Origin of the sequence: Burkholderia semiarida, assembly GCF_029268935.1 — a bacterium.
GTDB classification, from domain to species: Bacteria; Pseudomonadota; Gammaproteobacteria; order Burkholderiales; family Burkholderiaceae; genus Burkholderia; species Burkholderia semiarida.
In genome coordinates this window covers 974018-995295 of sequence record NZ_JAHLCL010000005.1, presented here as the reverse complement: position 1 = coordinate 995295, position 21278 = coordinate 974018, and the positions used below count along the sequence as shown (strand labels likewise).

The 21278-nt window shown below is 70.3% G+C and carries 20 protein-coding genes; 10 read left to right on the top strand and 10 right to left on the bottom strand.

Annotated features, from left to right (window positions below):
- Positions 1–332: 332 nt before the first annotated feature.
- Complete coding sequence (locus KPB06_RS34560; RefSeq protein WP_420831938.1) at positions 333–1301, bottom strand: hypothetical protein; 969 nt, start codon at positions 1299–1301, stop codon at positions 333–335.
- Between the two features lie 52 nt (positions 1302–1353).
- Positions 1354–2199 carry an aldo/keto reductase gene (locus KPB06_RS11300; protein WP_059578345.1) on the bottom strand — a complete coding sequence of 282 codons (846 nt, stop codon included), beginning with the start codon at positions 2197–2199 and terminating at the stop codon, positions 1354–1356.
- A gap of 167 nt (positions 2200–2366) precedes the next feature.
- Between KPB06_RS11300 and KPB06_RS11295 the strand changes: the two genes are divergently transcribed.
- On the top strand, positions 2367–3113 hold the full coding sequence (locus KPB06_RS11295; RefSeq protein ID WP_006489667.1) for a GntR family transcriptional regulator: 747 nt from the start codon (positions 2367–2369) through the stop codon (positions 3111–3113).
- A gap of 21 nt (positions 3114–3134) precedes the next feature.
- Here KPB06_RS11295 and KPB06_RS11290 read toward each other — a convergent pair whose 3' ends face one another.
- Positions 3135–4526: a CoA transferase gene (locus KPB06_RS11290; RefSeq protein ID WP_275905590.1), complete on the bottom strand. Its 1392-nt coding sequence runs from the start codon at positions 4524–4526 to the stop codon at positions 3135–3137.
- Positions 4527–4666: 140 nt separating this feature from the next.
- Between KPB06_RS11290 and KPB06_RS11285 the strand changes: the two genes are divergently transcribed.
- Positions 4667–5899 carry a citrate/2-methylcitrate synthase gene (locus KPB06_RS11285; RefSeq protein ID WP_059578352.1) on the top strand — a complete coding sequence of 411 codons (1233 nt, stop codon included), beginning with the start codon at positions 4667–4669 and terminating at the stop codon, positions 5897–5899.
- Here KPB06_RS11285 and KPB06_RS11280 read toward each other — a convergent pair.
- Positions 5872–6195 (bottom strand): DUF2917 domain-containing protein, encoded by a 324-nt coding sequence (locus KPB06_RS11280; RefSeq protein ID WP_089465079.1) that lies wholly within the window; start codon positions 6193–6195, stop codon positions 5872–5874. The two genes, KPB06_RS11285 and KPB06_RS11280, sit on opposite strands and share 28 nt — an antisense overlap.
- 237 nt (positions 6196–6432) lie before the next feature.
- Between KPB06_RS11280 and mdtD the strand changes: the two genes are divergently transcribed.
- Positions 6433–7869, top strand: coding sequence for a multidrug transporter subunit MdtD (mdtD, locus tag KPB06_RS11275; protein ID WP_059578356.1), 1437 nt, complete (start codon positions 6433–6435; stop codon positions 7867–7869).
- 168 nt (positions 7870–8037) lie between these two features.
- Entirely contained in the window at positions 8038–9312 is a 1275-nt protein-coding gene (locus tag KPB06_RS11270) for an EAL domain-containing protein (protein WP_059578360.1), read from the top strand.
- Positions 9313–9338: 26 nt separating this feature from the next.
- On the opposite strand, the gene KPB06_RS11265 is transcribed toward KPB06_RS11270, so the two are convergent.
- Positions 9339–9944, bottom strand: a complete 606-nt coding sequence (locus KPB06_RS11265; protein WP_099316750.1) for a class I SAM-dependent methyltransferase — start codon at positions 9942–9944, stop codon at positions 9339–9341.
- 217 nt (positions 9945–10161) lie between these two features.
- Positions 10162–10686 carry an Mpo1 family 2-hydroxy fatty acid dioxygenase gene (locus tag KPB06_RS11260; protein ID WP_275905589.1) on the bottom strand — a complete coding sequence of 175 codons (525 nt, stop codon included), beginning with the start codon at positions 10684–10686 and terminating at the stop codon, positions 10162–10164.
- 81 nt (positions 10687–10767) lie between these two features.
- Here KPB06_RS11260 and KPB06_RS11255 point away from each other — a divergent pair, with 81 nt between their 5' ends.
- Together KPB06_RS11255 and chrA are read left to right on the top strand one after the other, a co-directional pair.
- Entirely contained in the window at positions 10768–11475 is a 708-nt protein-coding gene (locus tag KPB06_RS11255; protein ID WP_059644863.1) for a Crp/Fnr family transcriptional regulator, read from the top strand.
- 117 nt (positions 11476–11592) lie between these two features.
- Positions 11593–12804 (top strand): chromate efflux transporter, encoded by a 1212-nt coding sequence (chrA, locus tag KPB06_RS11250; RefSeq protein ID WP_124863914.1) that lies wholly within the window; start codon positions 11593–11595, stop codon positions 12802–12804.
- Positions 12805–12915: 111 nt separating this feature from the next.
- On the opposite strand, the gene sodB is transcribed toward chrA, so the two are convergent.
- Positions 12916–13494 carry a superoxide dismutase [Fe] gene (gene sodB / locus KPB06_RS11245; protein WP_059578375.1) on the bottom strand — a complete coding sequence of 193 codons (579 nt, stop codon included), beginning with the start codon at positions 13492–13494 and terminating at the stop codon, positions 12916–12918.
- Between the two features lie 229 nt (positions 13495–13723).
- A complete protein-coding gene (gene xseA / locus KPB06_RS11240; RefSeq protein ID WP_059644857.1) occupies positions 13724–15106 on the bottom strand; it encodes an exodeoxyribonuclease VII large subunit in 1383 nt (460 codons plus the stop codon).
- Positions 15107–15554: 448 nt separating this feature from the next.
- On the opposite strand from xseA, the gene lpxK reads away from it, so the two are divergent.
- The 4 genes from lpxK to adk all read left to right on the top strand — a co-directional run bounded on the left by lpxK (position 15555) and on the right by adk (position 18543).
- The gene (gene lpxK, locus KPB06_RS11235; RefSeq protein WP_089465082.1) at positions 15555–16583 is read left to right on the top strand and encodes a tetraacyldisaccharide 4'-kinase; all 1029 of its coding nucleotides are present in this window, start codon (positions 15555–15557) and stop codon (positions 16581–16583) included.
- Complete coding sequence (locus tag KPB06_RS11230) at positions 16564–16758, top strand: Trm112 family protein (RefSeq protein WP_006482216.1); 195 nt, start codon at positions 16564–16566, stop codon at positions 16756–16758. The genes lpxK and KPB06_RS11230 overlap by 20 nt, the downstream gene beginning before the upstream one ends.
- Before the next feature lie 123 nt (positions 16759–16881).
- Entirely contained in the window at positions 16882–17673 is a 792-nt protein-coding gene (kdsB, locus tag KPB06_RS11225; RefSeq protein ID WP_059578383.1) for a 3-deoxy-manno-octulosonate cytidylyltransferase, read from the top strand.
- Positions 17674–17880: 207 nt separating this feature from the next.
- On the top strand, positions 17881–18543 hold the full coding sequence (gene adk, locus KPB06_RS11220; protein WP_226225584.1) for an adenylate kinase: 663 nt from the start codon (positions 17881–17883) through the stop codon (positions 18541–18543).
- Positions 18544–18773: 230 nt separating this feature from the next.
- On the opposite strand, the gene KPB06_RS11215 is transcribed toward adk, so the two are convergent.
- Both KPB06_RS11215 and murJ read right to left on the bottom strand, forming a co-directional pair.
- Positions 18774–19616: a SirB1 family protein gene (locus KPB06_RS11215; RefSeq protein ID WP_060313760.1), complete on the bottom strand. Its 843-nt coding sequence runs from the start codon at positions 19614–19616 to the stop codon at positions 18774–18776.
- Between the two features lie 8 nt (positions 19617–19624).
- Positions 19625–21175: a murein biosynthesis integral membrane protein MurJ gene (gene murJ, locus KPB06_RS11210; protein ID WP_059578388.1), complete on the bottom strand. Its 1551-nt coding sequence runs from the start codon at positions 21173–21175 to the stop codon at positions 19625–19627.
- Positions 21176–21278: the final 103 nt, after the last annotated feature.

Genomic DNA, 21278 nt, shown 5'->3' with positions numbered 1-21278 from the left:
ACACGACACCCGACTCCGCGTCCGACACGAACGCCAGTGCGGACACCATCATGACGCTGGTCGAGAACGCCTCGCCGTGCGCCGCCGATCCGGCTGGATGCGCGGCGCACGTCTATGCCGGCCGGGGCGCCGGTAATGGCGGTCCCGGCGCGAGCGGCAGCGGCGGCGGAAATGGTGGTGGGACAGGTAGCGGCAGTGGCAACGGGAACGGTAGCGGCGGAAACAACGGGAACGGCGCCGTCGGACCTGCCGGTGTCGGGGGAACGACGGGGGGAACCTCAGGCAGCCCGGGCGGCACGGGCCGCGGCGGCAACGCGTCGGGCAACGGCGGTTCAGGTGGCGGTACTTCGGGTGGCGGCTCTTCGGGTGGCGGCACTTCGGGTGGCGGTACTTCGGGTGGCGGTACTTCGGGTGGCGGTACTTCGGGTGGCGGTACTTCGGGTGGCGGTACTTCGGGTGGCGGCACTTCCGGTGGCGGCACTTCGGGTGGCGGTACTTCGGGTGGCGGCACTTCCGGTGGCGGCACTTCCGGTGGCGGTACTTCGGGTGGCGGCACTTCGGGTGGCGGCACTTCGGGTGGCGGCACTTCGGGTGGCGGCACTTCGGGTGGCGGTACTTCCGGTGGCGGTACTTCGGGTGGCGGTACTTCGGGTGGCGGTGGCCACGGTGACGGCGGTGGTGGCGGTCACGGCGGCGGTCACGGCGGTGGTCACGGTGGCGGTGGCGGCGGTGGTGGCGGCGGCGGCGGCGGCGGCGGCGGCGGCGGCGGCGGTGGCGGCGGCGGCGGCGGCGGTGGCGGCGGCGGCGGCGGCGGCGGCGGTGGCGGCGGCGGCGGCGGCGGCGGTGGTGGCGGCGGTGGCGGCGGTGGCGGCGGTGGCGGCGGTGGCGGCGGTGGCGGCGGTGCTGGTGGCGGTGCTGGTGGCGGTGCTGGTGGCGGTGCTGGTGGCGGTGCTGGTGGCGGTGCTGGTGGCGGTGCTGGTGGCGGTGCTGGCGGCGGCGGTGCTGGTGGCGGTGCTGGCGGCGGTGCTGGCGGCGGCGGTGCTGGCGGCGGAGGCCATGGCAATGGCGGCGGCCACGGCAACGGCGGCGGCGGTCACGGCAATGGCGGAAACGGCAACGGTGCCGGCGGCAATGGCGGCGGAAACGGTAACGGCGGCGGGAGCGGCGGCGCCAATGGCACCGGCGGCCACGGCAATGGCGGCGGCAACGGTAACGGCAATGGCAGTGGAGGCGCCGGCAACGGCGGGGCCAACGGTGTCGGCAACGGCAACGGTGGCGGTCGCGGCAACGGCGGCGGTCACGGCAACGGCGGATCGCCCGGCGGCAACCACTGACCCCAGGTGTTGCCCGGGGTCAGAGCATCTCGAGCGCGCGCTTGCTGCGCGGCGGACGGAAATACGCGTCAAGCTGCACGCGCTCGTCATCGCTCAACACCACATCGAGCGCGGCGCGGTTGTCGCGCACGTGCTCGATTCGCGACGCCTTCGGAATCGCGAATACACCCGGCTGCGCGAGCACCCATGCCAGCGCGACGCGCATCACCGACACGCCGCGCAGCCGCGCGATCTCGTCGAGCGGCGAGCGTTTCGGCAGCCGCCCGTGATCGACCGGACTGTATGCCATCGCCGGTATCCGGCGCTCGGCCAGCCACGGCAGCAGGTCGAATTCCGGGCCGCGTCGCGCGATGTTGTAGAGAATCTGGTTGGTGGCGCACGCACCACCGCCCGCCTCGTCGACGAGTTCGGCCATGTCGGCCGTATCGAAGTTGCTCACGCCCCAGTGGCGAATCTTGCCAGCACGCTGCAACGCGTCGAAACCCTCGACCGTTTCCTCGAGCGGCACCGAACCGCGCCAGTGCAGCAGATACAGGTCGAGGCGATCGGTACGCAGGCGCTTGAGGCTCGCGTCGCACGCGGCGACGACCCCACGCCGGCTCGCATGGTGCGGATAGACCTTGCTGACGAGGAACACGTCGTCGCGCAGGCCCGCGAGTGCGTCGCCGACCAGTTCCTCGGTCGCGCCGTCGCCATACATCTCGGCCGTATCGACCAGCGTCATCCCGAGTTCGACGCCCTCGCGCAGCGCGGCGATCTCGTCCGCGCGCCGCGCCGGCCGCTCGCCCATTTCCCAGGTGCCCAGGCCCAGCTTCGGAATCGTCTCGCCGTTCGGCAAGACGACCGTGGCGATCGTGTCTGTCATGCGTTTCCTCGTTGCGGATTCGTGGCCGCGCACCGCGGCCGAAGCATCGGATACGACGCATCAGTGTAGTCAATCGGTACGCCTCCGGCCTGTTACGCGGCAAAAACCGGCTATAACGGCACGGCATGATGACTTAGAATGGCCGCAACCTGATCGATACCCATTGTATGAAGGCACCCACGGACGACCGCTGGCAGGACCTGCGCCCCGACCCCGACAACGATACGCCGCTCTACCTGCAGCTCGCCCGCAAGCTCGGCGATGCAATCCACGACAACCGCTGGACGGCCGGCGAAGCGCTGCCTTCCGAGCGTGTGTTGTCCGAAGCGCTCGGCGTGTCGCGCATCACCGCGCGCAAGGCGATCGCGCTGCTCGTCGAGCAAGGCTTGATCCGCCGCACGCAGGGCGCGGGCAACTTCATCCAGCCGCGCTACGAGGATCCGCTGTCGCGGCTGTCGAGCTTCAGCGAAATGCTCGAGCGCCGCGGCTTCAAGCCGAGCTCGCAGTGGCTCGCGCGCGAAATCCAGCCGGCCAACCGCGACGAAGTGATCCAGCTCGGGCTGTCGCCGGCCGCATCGGTTACGCGGCTGAAACGTCTGCGCCTGGCCGACGGCATCGTGATGGCCGTCGAGAACTCGACGTTCCCCGCGACGCTGATTCCCGATCCGCAGGCGATCGTCGGTTCGCTGTACAGCTATCTCGAAGCGCGCGGCACGCCGATCGTGCGCGCGCTGCAGCATTTCCGCGCGGTCAACGCGACCGACGAGATCGCCGAACAGATGGGCATCGCCCCGCACGACGCCCTGCTGCTGATCACGCGGATCGGCTATACGTCCGACCAGCGCGCGATCGAACTGACCGATACCTACTGCCGAAACGACTACTACGATTTCGTCGTCGAGCTGCGCAAGTAACGCGAGGCGAGGCGCCGGCGCTCACAACCAGCGCGCGTCGTCGGTGCCGAGCGGCACGGGCGGACGCGCGAACGACGGCGGCGTCGCCGACAACCGCTCGGCCGGCCGCACGGTGTCGAGCACGCCGAACGGCGACGCGACGCGCTCGATCCGGTCGCGCACGTCGGCCAGCGCGAGATCGGGCGCGTGCAACCCGCCCGGCACGGCGCCGAACGACTGCAGCCAGCGCCCCGTCTGCGCGAGCGACGTCCGCACGTGCCAGCTTCCCCCTTCGCGCGCCCGCCGGGCGAGCGCGATCATCGCGCCGAACGCCGCGAGATACCCCGTTGCATGGTCGAGCGCCTGGCATGGCAGATGGCGCGGCCCGCTCGCCTGCGCGGCCTGCTGCTCGTGCCATGCGATTCCGCTCGCCGACTGCACGAGGCTGTCGAACCCGCGCCGCTTCGCCCACGGCCCGGCGTGCCCGTACGCCGACACCGACACGTAGACGATGCCGGGCCGCCGCTCGGCCAGCGCCTGCGGCGCGAACCCGCGCGCGGCGAGCGCGCCGGGCCGGTACGACTGCAGAAACACGTCCGTCTCGCGCGCCAGCGCGTGCAGCGTATCGACGCCTGCCGCGTCGCGCAGATCGATCCACGTCGAGCGCTTGCCGCGTCCGTTGTCGATCACGAGCGGCGCGATGTTCGGCAGGTGCGGGCCGTTGACGAGCAGCGGCTGCGCGCCATGCGACGCCAGCGTGCGGCCCGCGACCGGCCCCGCGATGATGCGCGTGAGATCGAGCACGCGCACGCCGGCCAGCGGCCGGCCGCCCTCGCCGCGGCCGATCGGCTCGGGCGGCGCGTCGCCGATCCGCTCGATCTCGAACAGCGGCAGCGACGCGATCGCGCGCGCCTGCTCGTGCGCCGCCCATTCGTCAGGGGTTCTGATCAATGCCGCGCACAGGCCGGCGTCGGCCAGCGCGGTATCGAGCGCCGCGCCGTCCCACGTGCGAATCGCCGCGGCGACGTCGGCCGGCCGCGGGCCGCAGCCGAGCACGTCGAGAATGCCGTGCAGGTGATGCGGGAAATTCGCGTGCAGCTGAATCCAGCGTCCGTCGCCCGTCTCGAAGAAGCCGGTGACGGGATGACGCAACTCGGGCGGCGGCCCGTCGTCCACGCGCAGGTAGCGTTCGCTGCGAAACGCCACGAGCGCGTCGCGCACCGACACGTCGACCGATTGCGCCACGCCCGTGCGCAGCCGATGGCATTCGGCTGCCGCGAGCGCCGCCGCGGCGATCGTCGCGGCGGCAAGCGTGCCCACATGAAACGTCGACGGCAACGTCGGGTCCTGCCCGGTCACGGTCGTGCGAGCCAGCGCGTCGCGCTCGCCGTGTGCGAGTTGCCAAAGATGCGCCAATGCGGATTCGGGTGTCATGGTGAAGGAGATACCGTTGAGGAGACGGAATCGAGTCTAGAATTCGCGACAGGCGCGATCAATCTTGATTGCGCGAATCAATACATAACGAATAGTTGTAGCGGTTCCGCGCTTCATGCGCGGCGACAGGAGCAACCGGCATGACGTCCCTCAGTGCGCAGGAAGCCGCCGGCATGCTCGGCGTCAGCGTGAGCACCCTCTATGCATACGTGAGCCGCGGCCTGCTGCGCTCGCTGCCCGACGGCGCGACCAAGCGCCGCCGCTACGACGCCGACGAAGTGCGCCTGCTCGCGCGCCGCCGCGCCGACGCGAAGCGCGCGGGCGGTGTCGCCGAACGTTCGCTCGACTGGGGCGTGCCGGTCCTGGAATCGCGGATCACGCAGATCGCCGACGGCCGCCTGCGCTATCGCGGCGCGGATGCGATCGCGCTGGCCGATACGGCGACACTTGAGGAAACGGCCGCGCGGCTGTGGGATTGTCCGCCCGCGCGGCTGGCCGCCGCGTCGCTCGCATCGACCGGTTTCGACGCGGCGCAGTGGCGCGACTGGGCCCATCGCTGGGCGCCGCTCGCGCCGCTCGAACGCGCGCTGGTGCTGCTGCCGGCCGCGGCTGCATCGCTGCCGCGCCTGTGGGCGCAGGGGCGCGATGCACAGCTCGATTCCGCCGCGTTGCTGCTGCGCGTCGCGACGGCCGCGCTCGCCGGCATCGCGCCGGGCGACGCGCCCGTGCACCGGCAGCTCGCGGCCGCGTGGCGCGTGCGACGGCGCGCCGAAGCCGACCTGCTGCGGCGCGCGCTCGTGCTGTGCGCCGATCACGAACTGAATCCGTCGACTTTCGCGGTGCGCTGCATCGCGTCGACCGGCACGCATCTGTTCGGCGCGATCTCCGGCGGGCTCGCGGCGCTGTCGGGGCCGCGTCACGGCGGCGAGACGTTCCGCGCGGGCACCCTGCTCGACGAAGCGGCCCGCGCCGCCGATCTCGATCGCTACCTCGCGCTGCGGCTCGCGCACGACGAACGCGCGGACGGCGGCCGCACGGCCCTGTCCGGCTTCGCGCACCCGCTATACCCCGACGGCGATCCGCGCGCCCGGGCGCTGCTCGATGCGCTGCACGCGGCGGCGCCCGAGCGGCCGGCGCTGCGCGTGGCGCGCGCGCTCGCCGCGCGCGTCGAAGCGGCGACGGGCCTGCGGCCGGCGATCGATTTCGCGCTCGCGGTGCTGGAGCGCACGCTCGCACTGCCCGACGGCGCGGCGTTCACGCTGTTCGCGGCCGGCCGCACGGCCGGCTGGATCGCGCACGCGCTCGAACAGTACGCGGACGGAAAGCTGATCCGGCCACGCGCACGCTACGTCGGCAGCGACGCGGCCGTGTGACGCCGGCCGTGACGCCACGCGGCGAACGGACGCCACCACGCGGACGCTGAGCGCACGGCCGGCGCCGCGAGCGGGCCGAACGCGAACGTCGCGCCGCGCGGCCCGGCGCCGACCCACGCGCGCATGCCGGGCAGCAACGTCAGCGATGCGCCCGCACCCAGCCAGTGATCGTCGGGCCGGCCCTCGACGGTCACCCACACGTCGCCTTCGGCCACTTCGAGCAGCGTGAAATCGACGATCCGCCACCGGCCGGCCGGCTCGTCGCCGTCCATCACGTAAAGTCGCAGTTCGCGCATGGCAGCCTCCTGGTCGCACGGGTTCGACGACACCAGTATTTCGGACGGAGGCGGCACACGGACAGATACGGCAGCAGACGCTTTCGGCTGAACTGTACTGGCCGCCCGACGGGGACAGGCTTCCCGTGGCACGGCCGGCCGAGGTCGAGTCGGGCCGCATCACATATCGCCCCGAACCTGCACGGCGCGGCGGCTTTCCCTACAATGTCGGCTGTCCCGCGCCACCACCCCGCCCTCATGTTCCAACGCCCGCCCGCCGCCGCTCCCGGCGAAAAAAACCTCACCGTGATGCTCTGGCTCGTTGCGACGGGCTTCTTCATGCAGACGCTCGACGCGACGATCGTCAACACGGCGCTGCCGTCGATGGCCGCGAGCCTCGGCGAATCGCCGCTGCGGATGCAATCGGTCGTGATCGCGTACTCGCTGACGATGGCGGTGATGATCCCCGTGTCGGGCTGGCTCGCCGACACGTTCGGCACGCGACGCGTGTTCTTCAGCGCGATCCTGGTGTTCTCGCTCGGCTCGCTGCTGTGCGCGAACGCGCATACGCTGACGCAACTCGTCGCGTTCCGCGTCGTGCAGGGCGTCGGCGGCGCGATGCTGCTGCCGGTCGGGCGGCTCGCGGTGCTGCGCACGTTTCCGGCCGAGCGCTACCTGCCCGCGCTGTCGTTCGTCGCGATTCCGGGCCTGATCGGCCCGCTGATCGGGCCGACGCTCGGCGGCTGGCTCGTGAAGATCGCGTCGTGGCACTGGATTTTCCTGATCAACGTGCCGGTCGGCGTCGCGGGCTGCATCGCGACCTTCTATTCGATGCCCGATTCGCGCAACCCGGCCGCCGGCCGCTTCGACCTGAAGGGCTATCTGCTGCTGACGATCGGCATGGTCGCGATCTCGCTGTCGCTCGACGGGCTCGCCGATCTCGGCATGCAGCACGCGGCCGTGCTGGTGCTGCTGGTCCTGAGCCTCGCGTGCTTCGTCGCGTACGGGCTGTACGCGGTGCGCGCGCCGCAGCCGATCTTCTCGCTCGAGCTGTTCAAGATCCACACGTTCAGCGTCGGGCTGCTCGGCAACCTGTTCGCGCGGATCGGCAGCGGCGCGATGCCGTACCTGATCCCGCTGCTGCTGCAGGTGAGCCTCGGCTACTCGGCATTCGAGGCCGGGCTGATGATGCTGCCGGTCGCGGCGGCCGGCATGTTCTCGAAGCGGATCATCACGCGGCTGATCACGCAGCACGGCTATCGGAAGGTGCTGCTCGCGAACACGATCATGGTCGGCGTGATGATGGCAAGCTTCGCGCTGATGCGCGACACGGTGCCGGTGTGGGTGAAGGTCGTGCATCTCGCGCTGTTCGGCGGCTTCAACTCGATGCAGTTCACCGCGATGAACACGCTGACGCTGAAGGATCTCGGCACCGGCGGCGCGAGCAGCGGCAACAGCCTGTTCTCGCTCGTGCAGATGCTGTCGATGAGCCTTGGCGTCACGGTCGCCGGCGCGCTGCTGGCGACGTTCACCGGCATGCTGCGCACCGTGACGCCGAGCAACACGCTGCCGGCGTTCCACGCGACGTTCATCTGCGTCGGGATCATCACGGCCGCGTCCGCGTGGATCTTCGCGCAGCTCGCGCCCGAGATCCGCGGCCCGGCGCGCAAGACCGACCCGTCCGAGCGCGCGTGACGCGCGGCGCGCGCCGAATCGGGCCGGCGCGCACCATCGCGGTGCAACGCGACCCGGCCGCGCGCGTACCGGCCGCGCCGGGCGGCCGTACACGGTGCCATGCCGCCGTGCATGCTTCTTGCTGGCCTATTCTGTAGGTAAACTGGCAGCCTTCCTTCGGCCGACATCATGAGCATGATCGAAATCGATCCCCCCGGCTTTCAGCCGCCCCGCCCGGTCGCCGGCGACGACGGGAACCGGCGCACCGTGCTGTACGGCGGCTACACCGTGTTCAGCGTGTTTCAGCCCGTTTTCTCGGTGTCGCACCGGCGCGCGATCGGCTATCACGCGTCGCTGCGTGCGCACGACGAGGAAAACCGCCAGGTGGCGTCGCACGAGGTGTTCACGCAGGCGGCACGGCGCGGCGACCTGCTCGAGCTCGGCCGGCTCGCCGAATCGTTGCATCTCGGTAACTTCCACGCGTTCGACAGCCACGACGAGTGGCTCTTCCTGAGCCTGCATCCGGCCGCGCTGATGGACACCGTGTACGGCGACGCGCTGCTCGCGAACCTGAAGGCGCTCGGGCTGCCGCCGCACCGCGTGGTGCTCGAGGTGCCCGAACAGGCCGGCGGCGAGACGCCGCGCTATGCGGCGATCATCGACGGGCTGCGCAAGGCCGGCTTCCTGATCGCGCTCGTCGGATTCGGCGCGAAGCATTCGAACATCGATCGCGTGTGGCACCTGCATCCCGACATCGTCACGCTCGACCGCGGCATCCTCGCGCAGGCGAGCGAGCACTCGCATCTCGAACGCGTGCTGCCGGGGCTCGTGTCGCTGCTGCACGAATCCGGCCAGCTCGTGCTGATGGGTGGGCTCGCGACCGAACGCGACGCGCTGATCGCGCTCGAATGCGACGTCGATTTCGTGCAGGGCCAGTACTTCGCGGGGCCGAGCGTCGACCCCGTGCAGCCGCAGGCCGCCGCGGGCTGCATGGATACGCTGTCGGCCGCGCTGCGGCTGCGCGTCGCGCAGCGCGAGCGCACGCAGGCGGAACGGCTCGCGCCGTACGTCGCCGCGCTCGAGGAAGCGAGCCGCAAGCTCGGCGCGGGCGAATCGCTCACCGATGCGGCGGCCGCGGTGCTCGGGCTGCCCGAGACCGCACGCTGCTTCCTGCTCGACGCGTCGGGCCGCCAGATCGGCGACAACGTGCTCGCGCGCGGCAGCGTGTCGCAACGCGCGAAGCGCTTCCGGCCGCTGCTGCATTCCGAAGGCGCGAGCTGGGAACGCCGCCCGTACTTCATCGACGCGATGCGCGCGCCGGGCGGCGTGCATCTGACGCCGCCCTACCTGTCGATCAACGAGGCGCACCTGTGCGTGACCGCGTCGATCGCCGCACCGGCCGCGACGGGCATGCAGGTGCTCTGCGTCGACATCAACTGGGAAGCGGCGCTCAGCCGCGAGTAAGTGCCAAGTGCGCCGGCGCGGCGCGCTCACGCGTCGCCGCCCGCCCTGCGCACGATCAACCGGTGCACGCGCTTGCCGGACGATGCGCTGACGACCTCGTGCTCGTCGATCACGCGCACGCCGGCGCCGAGCGCCGCATGCATCCGCGCCGAATCGAGCGGCGTATAGAGGCGGCCGCGCTCGTCGCGCAGCACGCCGTTTCCGGCCACCCGCCAGCTCAGGTACAACGTGCCGCCCGGCATCAGCAGATCGGCCAGCCGCGCGGCAGCCGCCGCCGCGTCCGCCTGTTCGAGATGCATGACGACCGTTTCGCACAGTACGTTGCGAAACGCGCCGGACGGTACGCCGGGCAGCGCCGGGAGCGCGGCCCGCTCGAAAATCAGATCCCGATGGCGCCGCCGCGCCTCGTCGAGCAGCGCGGCGCTCGCGTCGTAGCCGCGCACGTCGAAGCCGCGCGATGCGAGCCACGCCGTATCGCGCCCGGCGCCGCAGCCGACGTCGGCAGTCAGCCCCGGCGAGAAATACTGTTCGAGCAGTGCGTACATGTCGTCGGGCGCAGCCTGGTCGAGCCAGTCCTGCGCGTATTGCGCGGCATGGGCGTCGTAGGCATCGAGGGTCGGGCGATCCACCATGGCGATTGCTCCGCAAAGGCGTCGTATGACGCACTCCGCATCTTAGCCGTTGCGTACGGCCTGCGCCGACGGCGGATGGTGCGACGCCGGCCTGCGCGGCCCGCACGCGCGCCGCCGCGCTTTCCGCGTCGTGAACGAGCACGCACAGTCGCGCATTGACCGGCGCCGGCGCACCGAAGCGCCCGCGCCGAACACGCAGACCGGTCCGGCCGGTGCATCAGACAGGTGAATGCGCGCCGCCGTGCACGGGGCCCGCGCGCCGCTCGACTTCGCGGCGCACGTCGCCGCGCAGCCCCGCGAAGAACGCGACCTCGGCGACGACGAACAGCGGCCCGACGATCAGGCCGGCCAGATCGTCGACGAACGCGGGCTTGCGGCCTTCGAACCAGTGCCCGACGAACTGCACGATCCAGCCGACGACGAACGCGCCGATGCCGATCGCGAGCCATTGCGCGGTCGGCCGCAGCGCCAGCGACTGCGCGGCCCACAGGCCAAGTGCGAACAGCACGGTCATCACGATCCCGAACCGCAGGTCGAGACGCAGGTAAAACGCCGCGGACGCGACGGCGAGCAGCAGTGCGGGCGACAGCGCGATGCCGGCCGGCGTCCCGAGCGCCGGCCGCGACAGCAGCACCGCGATCGCGAACACGATCATCGGGATGCCGACCAGATGGGTCGCGATGTTGCGCGCGTCGCGATGGTAGGCCGCATACCGGGAAAGATGGTCTTCGAGGGTCTTCATGGCGTCTCCTGATCGGTTATTGAGCGCTATGATGCGCATCACGCCCGAGAACCGCTGTCAGCTACCCGACATCGCGCGCCCATGCCTTCCTCGCTCGCCCCGTACCTGCCGCAGATCGAAGCGAACCCGTGGTTCGCCGCGCTGCCGCCCGCGCTGCGCGCGGAGCTGATCGCCCGCGCGACGCCGCGCCATCTGCCGTCCGGCCAGGCGCTGTTCCGGCGCGGCGACCCGCCGTGCGGGCTGTACGCGGTGCTGGCCGGTTCACTCACGATAGGCGCGGTCGATCCGCAGGGCAAGGAAGCGCTGCTGACGGTGGCCGAGCCCGTCACCTGGTTCGGCGAGATCGCGTTGTTCGACGGCCGTCCGCGTACGCACGACGCCATCGCGCTCGACGACACGCTGCTGCTGCACGTACCGCAGGCCGCGCTGCTCGCGATCCTCGATACGACGCCGCAATACTGGCGGCAGTTCGCGCTGCTGATGGCGCAAAAGCTGCGCCTGAGCTTCCTGACGGTCGAATCGATAAGCGTGATGCCGGCCGCGCAGCGGCTTGCCGCGCGGCTGCTGATGATCGCCGAAGGCTACGGCGGCATCAGCGCCGGGCGCACGCACATCCGGCTGTCGCAGGAAATGCTCGCGTCGATGCTGTCGCTGACGCGGCAGACGACCAACCAGTTGCTGAAGGCGCTGCAGGCCGATGGCGTCGTGCGGCTGCACGTCGGCGAGATCGAGCTCGTGGACGTCGACGCGTTGCGCCGCGCGAGCGGGCTCGGCGACGGCGCGTACTGAACGGCGCGCCACGGCCTCTATCGGCCCCTATCAGCCTGTATCGGCCGCGACGCGCTGCCCGCGGCGGCCGAGTTGCGCTATCGTGGCGGCTCGTTTCCGTCCACCGCGCGCATCGCCTTGAACACGTCGACCGTCCCCGCCCCCGCCCGTCATCCGTGGCCCGTATTCATCGCGTTCGTGCGGCTAGGCCTCACGTCGTTCGGCGGGCCGGTCGCGCATCTCGGCTACTTTCGCGCGGAATTCGTCACGCGGCGCGGCTGGCTCACCGAGCGCACCTATGCCGATCTCGTCGGGCTGTGTCAGTTCCTGCCCGGGCCGGCGAGCAGCCAGGTCGGGATGGCGATCGGTCTCGCGCGTGCCGGCTATGCCGGCATGTTCGCCGCGTGGCTCGGCTTCACGCTGCCGTCGGCGCTGCTGATGATGCTGTTCGCGCTCGGCGTTCACGCGACAGGCGCGCCGATCGAAGCCGGCGCGCTGCACGGGCTGCGCATCGTATCGGTCGCGGTGATCGCGCAAGCCGTGTGGGGCATGGCGCGTACGCTGTGCCCCGATGCGCGGCGCGTCACGCTGATGGCCGCGGCCGCGTGCGTGGCGCTGCTCGCGCCGGCCGCGTGGACGCAGGTCGCGGTGATCGCGGTGGCCGCGGCCGCCGGTCTCGCGGTGCTGCCGCAGCCGGCACGCGATGCGCACGAACCGTTGCCGCTGCACGTGTCGCCGCGCGCAGGCGTGCTGTGGCTCGCACTGTTCGCGGCGCTGCTCGCCGCACTGCCGTTCGCGGCCCGCGCGCTGCGCTCCGATACGCTGGCCGTCGTCGATGCGTTCTTCCGCACGGGCGCGCTCGTGTTCGGCGGCGGCCATGTGGTGCTGCCGCTGCTGCAGGCGGCCGTGGTCGCGCCGGGCTGGGTCGGCGATTCGGCGTTTCTCGCCGGGTATGGCGTCGCGCAGGCCGTGCCGGGGCCGCTGTTCACGTTCTCGGCATTTCTCGGTGCGTCGCTGCGCGACGCGCCGAATGGCTGGCTCGGCGGCACGATCGCACTCGTGTCGATCTTCGCGCCGTCGTTCCTGCTCATCGCCGGCACCGCACCGTTCTGGGAACGCCTGCGCCGCAGCGCGCGCATGCAGGCAGCGCTCGCCGGCGTGAACGCGGCCGTCGTCGGGCTGCTGCTCGCCGCGCTCTATCACCCGGTCTGGACCGACACGATCGTCGCGCCGCGCGACTTGGCCGCCGCGCTGGTCGCGTTCGTCGCGCTGGTGTTCTGGCGCGTGCCGCCCTGGGCCGTCGTGATCGCGAGCGCGGCGCTCGGCTGGCTGCTCGGCATGGCCGGTTGAGCCGGCCGGCGCGACACGTTCGGGGCGGGACAAAACAAAAAGCCCTCGAAACCGAGGGCTCCGAGGGCCTTGTTCGATGCCGCGCGCCGTGACGGCGCGCAGGCGCCGGACTTACGCGAAGTTCTTCGCTGCGAAGTCCCAGTTCACGATGTTCCAGAACGCTTCGACGAACTTCGGACGCGCGTTGCGGTAGTCGATGTAGTACGCGTGTTCCCACACGTCGATCGTCAGCAGCGGCTTGTCGGCGGTCGTCAGCGGCGTGGCGGCGTTGCTGGTCGACACGATGTCGAGCGAACCGTCGGCCTTCTTCACGAGCCATGCCCAGCCCGAACCGAACGTGCCGACCGCGGCCTTCGTGAACGCTTCCTTGAATGCGTCGTACGAACCCCACTTCGCGTTGATCGCGTCGCCCAGCGCGCCCGACGGTGCGCCGCCGCCGTTCGGCGACAGGCTGTTCCAGAAGAACGTGTGGTTCCAGATTTGCGCGGCGTTGTTGAAGATGCCGCCCGACGACTTCTTGATGATCTCTTCCAGCGGCAGGTTTTCGAATTCCGTGCCCGGGATCAGATTGTTCAGGTTCGTCACATAAGCCTGGTGGTGCTTGCCGTAGTGGTACTCGATCGTCTCTTTCGAGATGGTCGGCGCGAGTGCGTCTTCAGCGTACGGGAGCGGCGGGAGCGTATGAGCCATGGCGATTCCTTCGTTGAGTATGTAGGGAGGCTGTGTTGGATGCTGCCGAGCGTCCGATTGTAGGCGAGGACGAATAACCCCGCAAACTCACGGGCCATTTATCCGCGGTATGCGGAAAAGCGATGCTGGCGCAACGTCCGGCAGGGCGAACCGGACGATGCGCAGCATTCGTGCCCGGCCGCGCGGCATGCATTGCGATGATCCTCGCGCCTCGCGCGCGACGCTTGCGTCAGATCGTATCGGTCAGCCGCGGCTGCACGTCGGCGAGCGACACGTCGGCCGCGCCTTCGGCGAGATGCACGGTCAGGCGCCGCTGCGGCTTCAGCGCGCTCGGCGCGCGTACCGCGCGGCCCGTCTGCGCATCGATCAGCGCCGCATAGCCGCGCTCGAGCGTACGCTGCGGGCTCAGCACCTCGAGCCGTGCGGCACAGGCCGACACACGCGCAGTGTCGCGTTCGTGACGACGCTGCAGCGCGACCGCGAGACGTTGCGACAACCCCGCGAGCGCGTGGCGCGCCTGTGACGCGTCGGGCCGCGCGCGCTGCCAGCGTAGTTGCGCGAGCGCGAAACGCGCGCGCGCATCGCGCACCGGCCGAGATGCCGCCGACGCGAGCCGCACCGCGAGCTGCTCGACGTGCGTGCGCTGCCGCTGCAGCCGCTCGGCCGGGCTCACGAGCCGGCGCGCGAGCCAGTCGAGCTGCTGCGCGCGCTGTTCGAGCCGGCGCGCCATGCCGCGCGCGAGCGCGCGCTGGCGCTCGTCGACCTCGCGCAGCAGCAGCGCCCGCTGCGGGCTCGCGAGTTCGGCCGCGCCGGTCGGCGTCGGCGCGCGCAGGTCGGCCGCGAAGTCGGCGATCGTGAAATCGGTTTCGTGCCCGACGCCGCTCACGACCGGCAGCTCGCTCGCCGCGATCGCACGCGCGAGCGCTTCGTCGTTGAACGACCACAAATCCTCGATCGAGCCGCCGCCGCGGCACACCAGCAGCACGTCGACCTCGCGCCGCGCGTTCGCGGTCGCGACGGCCGCGACGAGCTTTTCGGCGGAACCGGCGCCCTGCACGGGAGCCGGATAGACGATCACCGGAATGTGCGGCGCGCGCCGGGCGAGCGTGGTCAGCACGTCGCGCAGCGCGGCGGCCTGCAGCGACGTGACGATGCCGATCGCGCGCGGATGAGCCGGCAACGGCCGCTTGCGTTCGGGGGCGAACAGGCCCTCGCCTTCGAGCTGCGCCTTCAGCCGCAGGAACGCCTCGTACAGGCGCCCCTGTCCGGTGCGCCGCACGGCTTCGACGTTGAGCTGCACTTCGCCGCGCGGCTCGTACATCGTGACGACCGCGCGCACCTCGATGCGGTCGCCTTCGCGGGGCGTGAATTCCGCGTATTGCGCACGGCCGCGGAACATCACGCAGCGCATCTGCGCCTGCTGGTCCTTGATCGAGAAATACCAGTGGCCGCTCGCGGCGCGCGTGAAGTTCGATACTTCGCCGGAAATCCACAGCAGCGGAAACGCGCGCTCGAGCATCGTCGAAATCGCACGGTTGAGCGCCGAAACGGGAATCACTTCGTCGCCGCCGCGCGTGGCGCCGGGTGCGGAAAAAGGAGAATCGGAAAGCATGGGCGGTCGGATGAATGCTGGCGGCGTCACGATAGTCCGACACGCGCGCGGCGTCCAGCGTCGCCGTATTCGCCGCCACGCGTGGAAGGTGTCCACACGCTGACATTCGTCCGCGTAAAACGCCCGGAAACCGCCAAAAAATCCAGACGATTCTTCGTAAGGCGTTGATTTTTATAATTTTTTAAACCTTTCAGAATGATTCTCATCCGATTCGATGCCCGCCGGACGGGCGTTTGAGGCCATCGACCGGGGAGTTCTTCACAGAGTTATCCACAGGCCGGCACGATCCCGCCCCGTCGGCCGGGTCGGCCGGTCGCGCTTGCCGCGTCGGCGTGCGGCGCGCTAGAGTGCCGCCTTCCACGGCCCCGCGGCACGCGCCGCCCAACGGAGAATCCGCCTTGACGAATCCGTCCCTCGCCGCGGCGCACGACGCGCCGCGCCCGGCCCGATGAGCGCGCCCGGCGGCCCGCTCGCGCGGCTCGAAGCGCGCCTGACACGCGAATGGCAGCGGCGCGGCGCGCTCGCGTGGGCGCTCACGCCGTTCGCATGCGTGTTCGGCCTGTGCGCGGCCCTGCGGCGCACTGCTTACGCGCAAGGCTGGAAGCAGCCGATCGACGTCGGCGTGCCCGTCGTCGTGGTCGGCAACGTGACCGTCGGCGGCACCGGCAAGACGCCGACCGTGATCGCGCTCGTCGACGCGCTGCGCGCGGCCGGCTTCACGCCCGGCGTCGTGTCGCGCGGCTATGGCGCGAACGTGAAGGCGCCGACCGCCGTCACGCCGGCGTCGCGCGCGGGCGCGGCCGGCGACGAACCGCTGCTGATCGCTCGCCGCACCGGCGCGCCCGTGTGGGTGTGCCCCGACCGCGTCGCGGCCGCGCAGGCGCTGCGCGCCGCGCACCCGGACGTCGACGTGATCGTCAGCGACGACGGCCTGCAGCACTACCGCCTCGCGCGCACCGTCGAGCTCGTCGTATTCGACCACCGGCTCGGCGGCAACGGCTTCCTGCTGCCGGCCGGGCCGCTGCGCGAGCCGCTGTCGCGGCACCGCGACGCGACGCTCGTCAACGATCCGTACAGCGGCGCGCTGCCGCCGTGGCCCGACACCTACGCGCTCGCGCTGACGCCGGGCGCCGCGTGGCACCTCGACCAGCCCGCGCTGCGCCGCCCGCTGTCGCAGTTCGCGAACGAACGCGTACTCGCCGCGGCCGGCATCGGCGCGCCGGAGCGCTTCTTCGCGACGCTGCGCGCGGCCGGCCTCGCGCCGGCGACCCGCGCGCTGCCCGACCATTACGCGTTCGCCGACAATCCGTTCGTCGACGATGCCGTCGATGCGATCCTGATCACCGAGAAGGATGCAGTAAAATTGGGCGCTTCCTGGCGCGACGCCCGACTGTGGGTGGTCCCCGTCGAAGCCGCGCTCGACCCTCGCCTCATTGCCCTCGTTGTGGAGAAACTCCGTGGACGCTCGCCTGCTTGAAATCATTGTGTGCCCTATCTGCAAAGGCCCGCTCCACTACGACCGCGCCGCGCAGGAGCTGATCTGCAACGCGGACAAGCTTGCGTACCCGATCCGCGACGGCATCCCCGTGATGCTCGTCGACGAAGCGCGCCAGACCGTCGAAGGCACGCCGGTCGACCCGGCCGGCCGCTGAGCCGCCGCGCCGCTCGCCGGCGCGACGATTCGACACCGACGGCCCGGCCCCGACCGGGCCGCCGCACTCCGCCGGGCGACCGGCTTCCGGCGTCGCCCGCCTCGTTCTTCTCAGCGCTTCCCGATGACTCACCCGCAACCCTTCATCGCCGTCATTCCCGCCCGGCTCGCGTCGACGCGGCTCCCGAACAAGCCGCTCGCCGATCTCGGCGGCAAGCCGATGGTCGTGCGTGTCGCCGAGCGCGCGCGCGAAGCGGGCGCGCAGCAGGTGCTCGTCGCATCCGACGCGCAGAGCGTGCTCGACGCGGCGCGCGATCACGGCTTCGAAGCGGTGCTCACGCGCGCCGATCATCCGTCCGGCACCGACCGGCTCGCGGAAGTCGCGGCGGCTTTCGGCTGGCGCGACGACACCGTCGTCGTCAACGTGCAGGGCGACGAACCGCTGATCGACCCCGCGCTGGTCCGCGACGTAGCGTCGCACCTGGCCGCGCATCCGGCGTGCGCGATCGCCACCGCGGCCCACCCGATCCACGACGCGGCCGACGTGTTCAACCCGAACGTCGTGAAGGTCGCGCTCGACGCGCAGAGCGTCGCGCTGTACTTCTCGCGCGCGCCGATTCCGTGGAGCCGCGACGCATATCAGCCGCACTGGCCCGACGTCGCGGCCATGCCAGCGCCGGCTTTCCCGGTCTACCGGCACATCGGCCTCTATGCATATCGCGCGCGTTTCCTGCGCACCTATCCGTCGCTCGCGCAGGCGCCGATCGAGCAGGCCGAGCAGCTCGAACAGCTGCGCGCGCTGTGGCACGGCGAGCGCATCGCGGTGCTGATCACCGAATCCGCGCCCGAAGCCGGCATCGATACGCCGGCCGATCTCGCGCGCGTGCAGGCCCTTTTTCGGCCGGGTTCAAAATAACCCATGGCATAATCAGGCGATTGTGCGAGCCGTCCGCGACCAGCGCGTCCTCGCTTGACCCGCCCGTGGCGCCGCCGGCAGCCGCGCGTCGCTCGAACCGACGCGCCGCATCAGACCGGTCCGCCACGCGCCGTGCAAGCCCCGCGCCCACTGTCGCCGGCACGTTTGTGTCTCGCCACACGAATCTACATACTTGGAGATATCACCATGCGTTTGATCCTGTTGGGCGCGCCCGGCGCGGGAAAGGGCACCCAGGCAAACTTCATCAAGGAAAAATTCGGCATCCCGCAAATCTCAACGGGCGACATGCTGCGCGCGGCCGTTAAGGCCGGCACGCCGCTCGGCGTCGAGGCGAAGGGCTACATGGACGCCGGCAAGCTCGTGCCGGACGCGCTGATCATCGGCCTCGTGAAGGAGCGCCTGATGGAACCCGACTGCGCGAACGGCTATCTGTTCGACGGTTTCCCGCGCACGATCGCGCAGGCTGACGCGATGAAGGAAGCCGGCGTCGCGATCGACTACGTGCTCGAGATCGACGTCCCGTTCTCGGAAATCGTCGAGCGCATGAGCGGCCGCCGCACGCACCCGGCATCGGGCCGCACGTATCACGTCAAGTTCAATCCGCCGAAGGTCGAAGGTCTCGACGACGTGACGGGCGAACCGCTGATCCAGCGCGACGACGACAAGGAAGAAACGGTCAAGAAGCGTCTCGAAGTGTACGAAGCGCAGACCAAGCCGCTGATCACGTACTACGGCGACTGGGCGCAGCGCGGCGAGGAAAACGGTCTGAAGGCGCCGCAGTATCGCAAGATCTCGGGCCTCGGCACCGTCGACGAAATCCGCGAGCGCGCGTTTGACGCACTGAAGTAAGCCGCGCGTCGCGCACTGGCAGGCCGCCCGTTCCGGGCGGCTTTTTTTTCGCCTGCGCGCGATTTGCACGACCGGCCGCGTGTCGCCACCGCACGAATCCGATGCTCGGCGGCGAAGTGATTCGCGTCGACGGTGTGATCCGGATGCAGCCGAAGCCAATGCACGCGCGCAAGAAAAACGCCCGCGGTGCGGGCGTCATTGTCGCGTACCGGCGCCGGCGCGGTGGTCGCTCAATCCTCGCCGTCGCGCTGCATCCGCTGCCGCAATTCGCTGACCTGCGACTCGACGACGGTCGCGTCTTCCGCCTCCGGCCGCTCGCCGAGATACTGCTCGAGATCCTCGAGCGCGGGGCGCAGGTAGTCGAGCCGCGCATACGCGAAGCCGCGGTCGCGCACCTCGTCGAGCTGCTCGGGCAGCAGGATCACGAGCCGCTGCTGCACCGCGAGCAGCCGCTGCCAGCGTTCCGTCTGCAGATAGATCGTCTTCAGGTTGCGCAGCATCCGCGCGATGATCTCGCGGCTCGTCGCGGGCTGCAGCAGCGCGCGCAACGCGCTGTCGACCGCGCCGGCCGCGCGCGCGACGTACGGCTCGAGCATCTCGACCATCTCGGCCTCGGACAGCGAATGGCCGTTGGTCGGATCGATGATCAGGTCGCCGTCCGGCAGCGTCACGCGCAGCAGGAAATGGCCGGGAAACGACACGCCGCGCGCCGGCACGCCGATCTGCTCGGCGAGTTCCAGGTACAGCACCGACAGCGAGATCGGAATCCCGCGCCGCCGTTTCAGCACGGCATTCAGGTGGCTGTTATCGGGGTCGTAGTAATCGTTGTGATTGCACGCGAAGCCGAGCTCGCGGAAGAAGAAGTCGTTCAGCGCGGCGACGCGGCCCTTGAGGTCCGCATCGTCGGCGAGCCGCCGGCGCAGCCGCGCCGCCAGCATGTCGAGTTCGGCCAGCGTGCCCTGCAGGTCGAGGTCGGGATACGCGTCCTGCGCCAGCGACAGCGCGGCTTCCGTGACGGGCAGACTGTCGTCGTCCGCCACGAGCGTGCTGAAGTAGTCGAGGACGCGGGTCATTGCGGTCGTCACTTGGCGCGCCTTCTGAAGTAAGCGTATTTGAAGCCCATCACCCACAACATACCGAAATATAGTGCAGCAAACAGCACGAGGCACGCAGCCATCAGCGCGATGCGATCGAGCGGCTGCGCGCGCATGCCGGTCCAGTCGAAACTGATCGCGCACCAGTGCATCAGGCCCGCGAGCACGAGCGCCGCGCCGACGAGCTGCACGAAGAAGCGCAGCCAGCCCGGCGACGGCTGGTAGATGCCGCGCTTGCGCAGCCCGAGGAACAGCAGCAGCGAATTCAGGCACGCGCCGACGCCGATGCTCAGCGTGAGGCCCGCGTGGCCGATCAGCGGCACGAACACGTAGTTCGACAGCTGCGTGACGATCAGCACGCCGACCGCGATCTTCACGGGCGTCTTGATGTCCTGCTTCGCATAGAAGCCCGGCGCGAGGATCTTGATCAGGATGATGCCGACGAGGCCGATTCCGTAGGTCGCGAGCGCGCGCGCGACCATCGTGACGGTATGCGCGTCGAACTTGCCGTAGTTGAACAGCGTCGCGGTGAGCGGCGTCGCGAAGAAGAACAGCGCGAGCGCACTCGGCGCCGCGAGCAGGAACGTGACGCGCAGCCCCCAGTCGAGCAGCGCCGAATATTCGTGCGAATCGGCGTCGACGTGCGCCTTCGACAGGCTCGGCAGCAGGATCGTGCCGAGCGCGACGCCGAGCAGCGCGGTCGGGAATTCCATCAGGCGGTCGGCATAATTGATCCACGACACCGCGCCCTGCCCGAGCCGCGACGCGATGTTGGTGTTGATGATCAGCGACAATTGCGCGACGGACACCGCGAACGTCGCGGGCACCATCTTCGCGAGCACGCGCTTCACGCCCGGATGACGCAGCGCGCGCAGCGGGTTGACGCCGATCAGCGGCACCATGTCGATCTTCTTCAGGCCCGGCAACTGCACGAGAAACTGCAGCACACCGCCGACGATGACGGCCCACGCGAGCGCGTAGACCGGCACCTTCAGGTGCGGCGCGACGAACACGGCCGCGGCGATGAACGCGACGTTGAGCAGCACCGGCGCGAACGCGGGCAGCGAGAAGCTCTTGTACGTGTTCAGCACGCCCGACGCGAGCGTCGTCAGCGAAATGAACACGATGTACGGGAACATGATCCGCGTCATCGTGACCGCGAGCGGGAACGCCTGGCCGTCGCCGTGCAGGCCGGACGCGACCGCGAACACGACCCACGACGCACCGGCGATGCCGACGACCGACAGCACGGCCAGCGCCCACGCGAGCACGGTGGACATCGCGTCGACGAGCGCCTTCGTCGCATCGTGCCCCTGCTGGTTCTTGAACTCGGCGAGGATCGGCACGAACGCCTGCGAGAACGCGCCTTCGGCGGACAGGCGGCGCAGCAGGTTCGGAATACGGAAGGCGACGTAGAACGCGTCGGTGTATTGACTGGCGCCGAACGCACGGGCGATCAGCGTCTCGCGGGCCAGTCCGGTCACGCGCGACAGCAGCGTGAAGCCGCTGACCGTCAGCAGGGCTCGGAATAGATTCATGGGGCGCTTATTATACGGACGTTGCGCGACCCGGCCATCGCCGATGCCGAAAAGCACGGCCGCCGCCCGCGCCCCGCCCGGCGAGCGTTACGTCGAACTTGCC

Bases quoted from the DNA above. Each gene is read 5' to 3' on its own strand.
- KPB06_RS11300 (WP_059578345.1), bottom strand. From the start codon at position 2,199: ATGACAGACACGATCGCCACGGTCGTCTTGCCGAACGGCGAGACGATT.
- KPB06_RS11295 (WP_006489667.1), top strand. From the start codon at position 2,367: ATGAAGGCACCCACGGACGACCGCTGGCAGGACCTGCGCCCCGACCCC.
- KPB06_RS11290 (WP_275905590.1), bottom strand. From the start codon at position 4,526: ATGACACCCGAATCCGCATTGGCGCATCTTTGGCAACTCGCACACGGC.
- KPB06_RS11285 (WP_059578352.1), top strand. From the start codon at position 4,667: ATGACGTCCCTCAGTGCGCAGGAAGCCGCCGGCATGCTCGGCGTCAGC.
- KPB06_RS11280 (WP_089465079.1), bottom strand. From the start codon at position 6,195: ATGCGCGAACTGCGACTTTACGTGATGGACGGCGACGAGCCGGCCGGC.
- mdtD (WP_059578356.1), top strand. From the start codon at position 6,433: ATGTTCCAACGCCCGCCCGCCGCCGCTCCCGGCGAAAAAAACCTCACC.
- KPB06_RS11270 (WP_059578360.1), top strand. From the start codon at position 8,038: ATGAGCATGATCGAAATCGATCCCCCCGGCTTTCAGCCGCCCCGCCCG.
- KPB06_RS11265 (WP_099316750.1), bottom strand. From the start codon at position 9,944: ATGGTGGATCGCCCGACCCTCGATGCCTACGACGCCCATGCCGCGCAA.
- KPB06_RS11260 (WP_275905589.1), bottom strand. From the start codon at position 10,686: ATGAAGACCCTCGAAGACCATCTTTCCCGGTATGCGGCCTACCATCGC.
- KPB06_RS11255 (WP_059644863.1), top strand. From the start codon at position 10,768: ATGCCTTCCTCGCTCGCCCCGTACCTGCCGCAGATCGAAGCGAACCCG.
- sodB (WP_059578375.1), bottom strand. From the start codon at position 13,494: ATGGCTCATACGCTCCCGCCGCTCCCGTACGCTGAAGACGCACTCGCG.
- xseA (WP_059644857.1), bottom strand. From the start codon at position 15,106: ATGCTTTCCGATTCTCCTTTTTCCGCACCCGGCGCCACGCGCGGCGGC.
- lpxK (WP_089465082.1), top strand. From the start codon at position 15,555: ATGAGCGCGCCCGGCGGCCCGCTCGCGCGGCTCGAAGCGCGCCTGACA.
- kdsB (WP_059578383.1), top strand. From the start codon at position 16,882: ATGACTCACCCGCAACCCTTCATCGCCGTCATTCCCGCCCGGCTCGCG.
- adk (WP_226225584.1), top strand. From the start codon at position 17,881: ATGCGTTTGATCCTGTTGGGCGCGCCCGGCGCGGGAAAGGGCACCCAG.
- KPB06_RS11215 (WP_060313760.1), bottom strand. From the start codon at position 19,616: ATGACCCGCGTCCTCGACTACTTCAGCACGCTCGTGGCGGACGACGAC.
- murJ (WP_059578388.1), bottom strand. From the start codon at position 21,175: ATGAATCTATTCCGAGCCCTGCTGACGGTCAGCGGCTTCACGCTGCTG.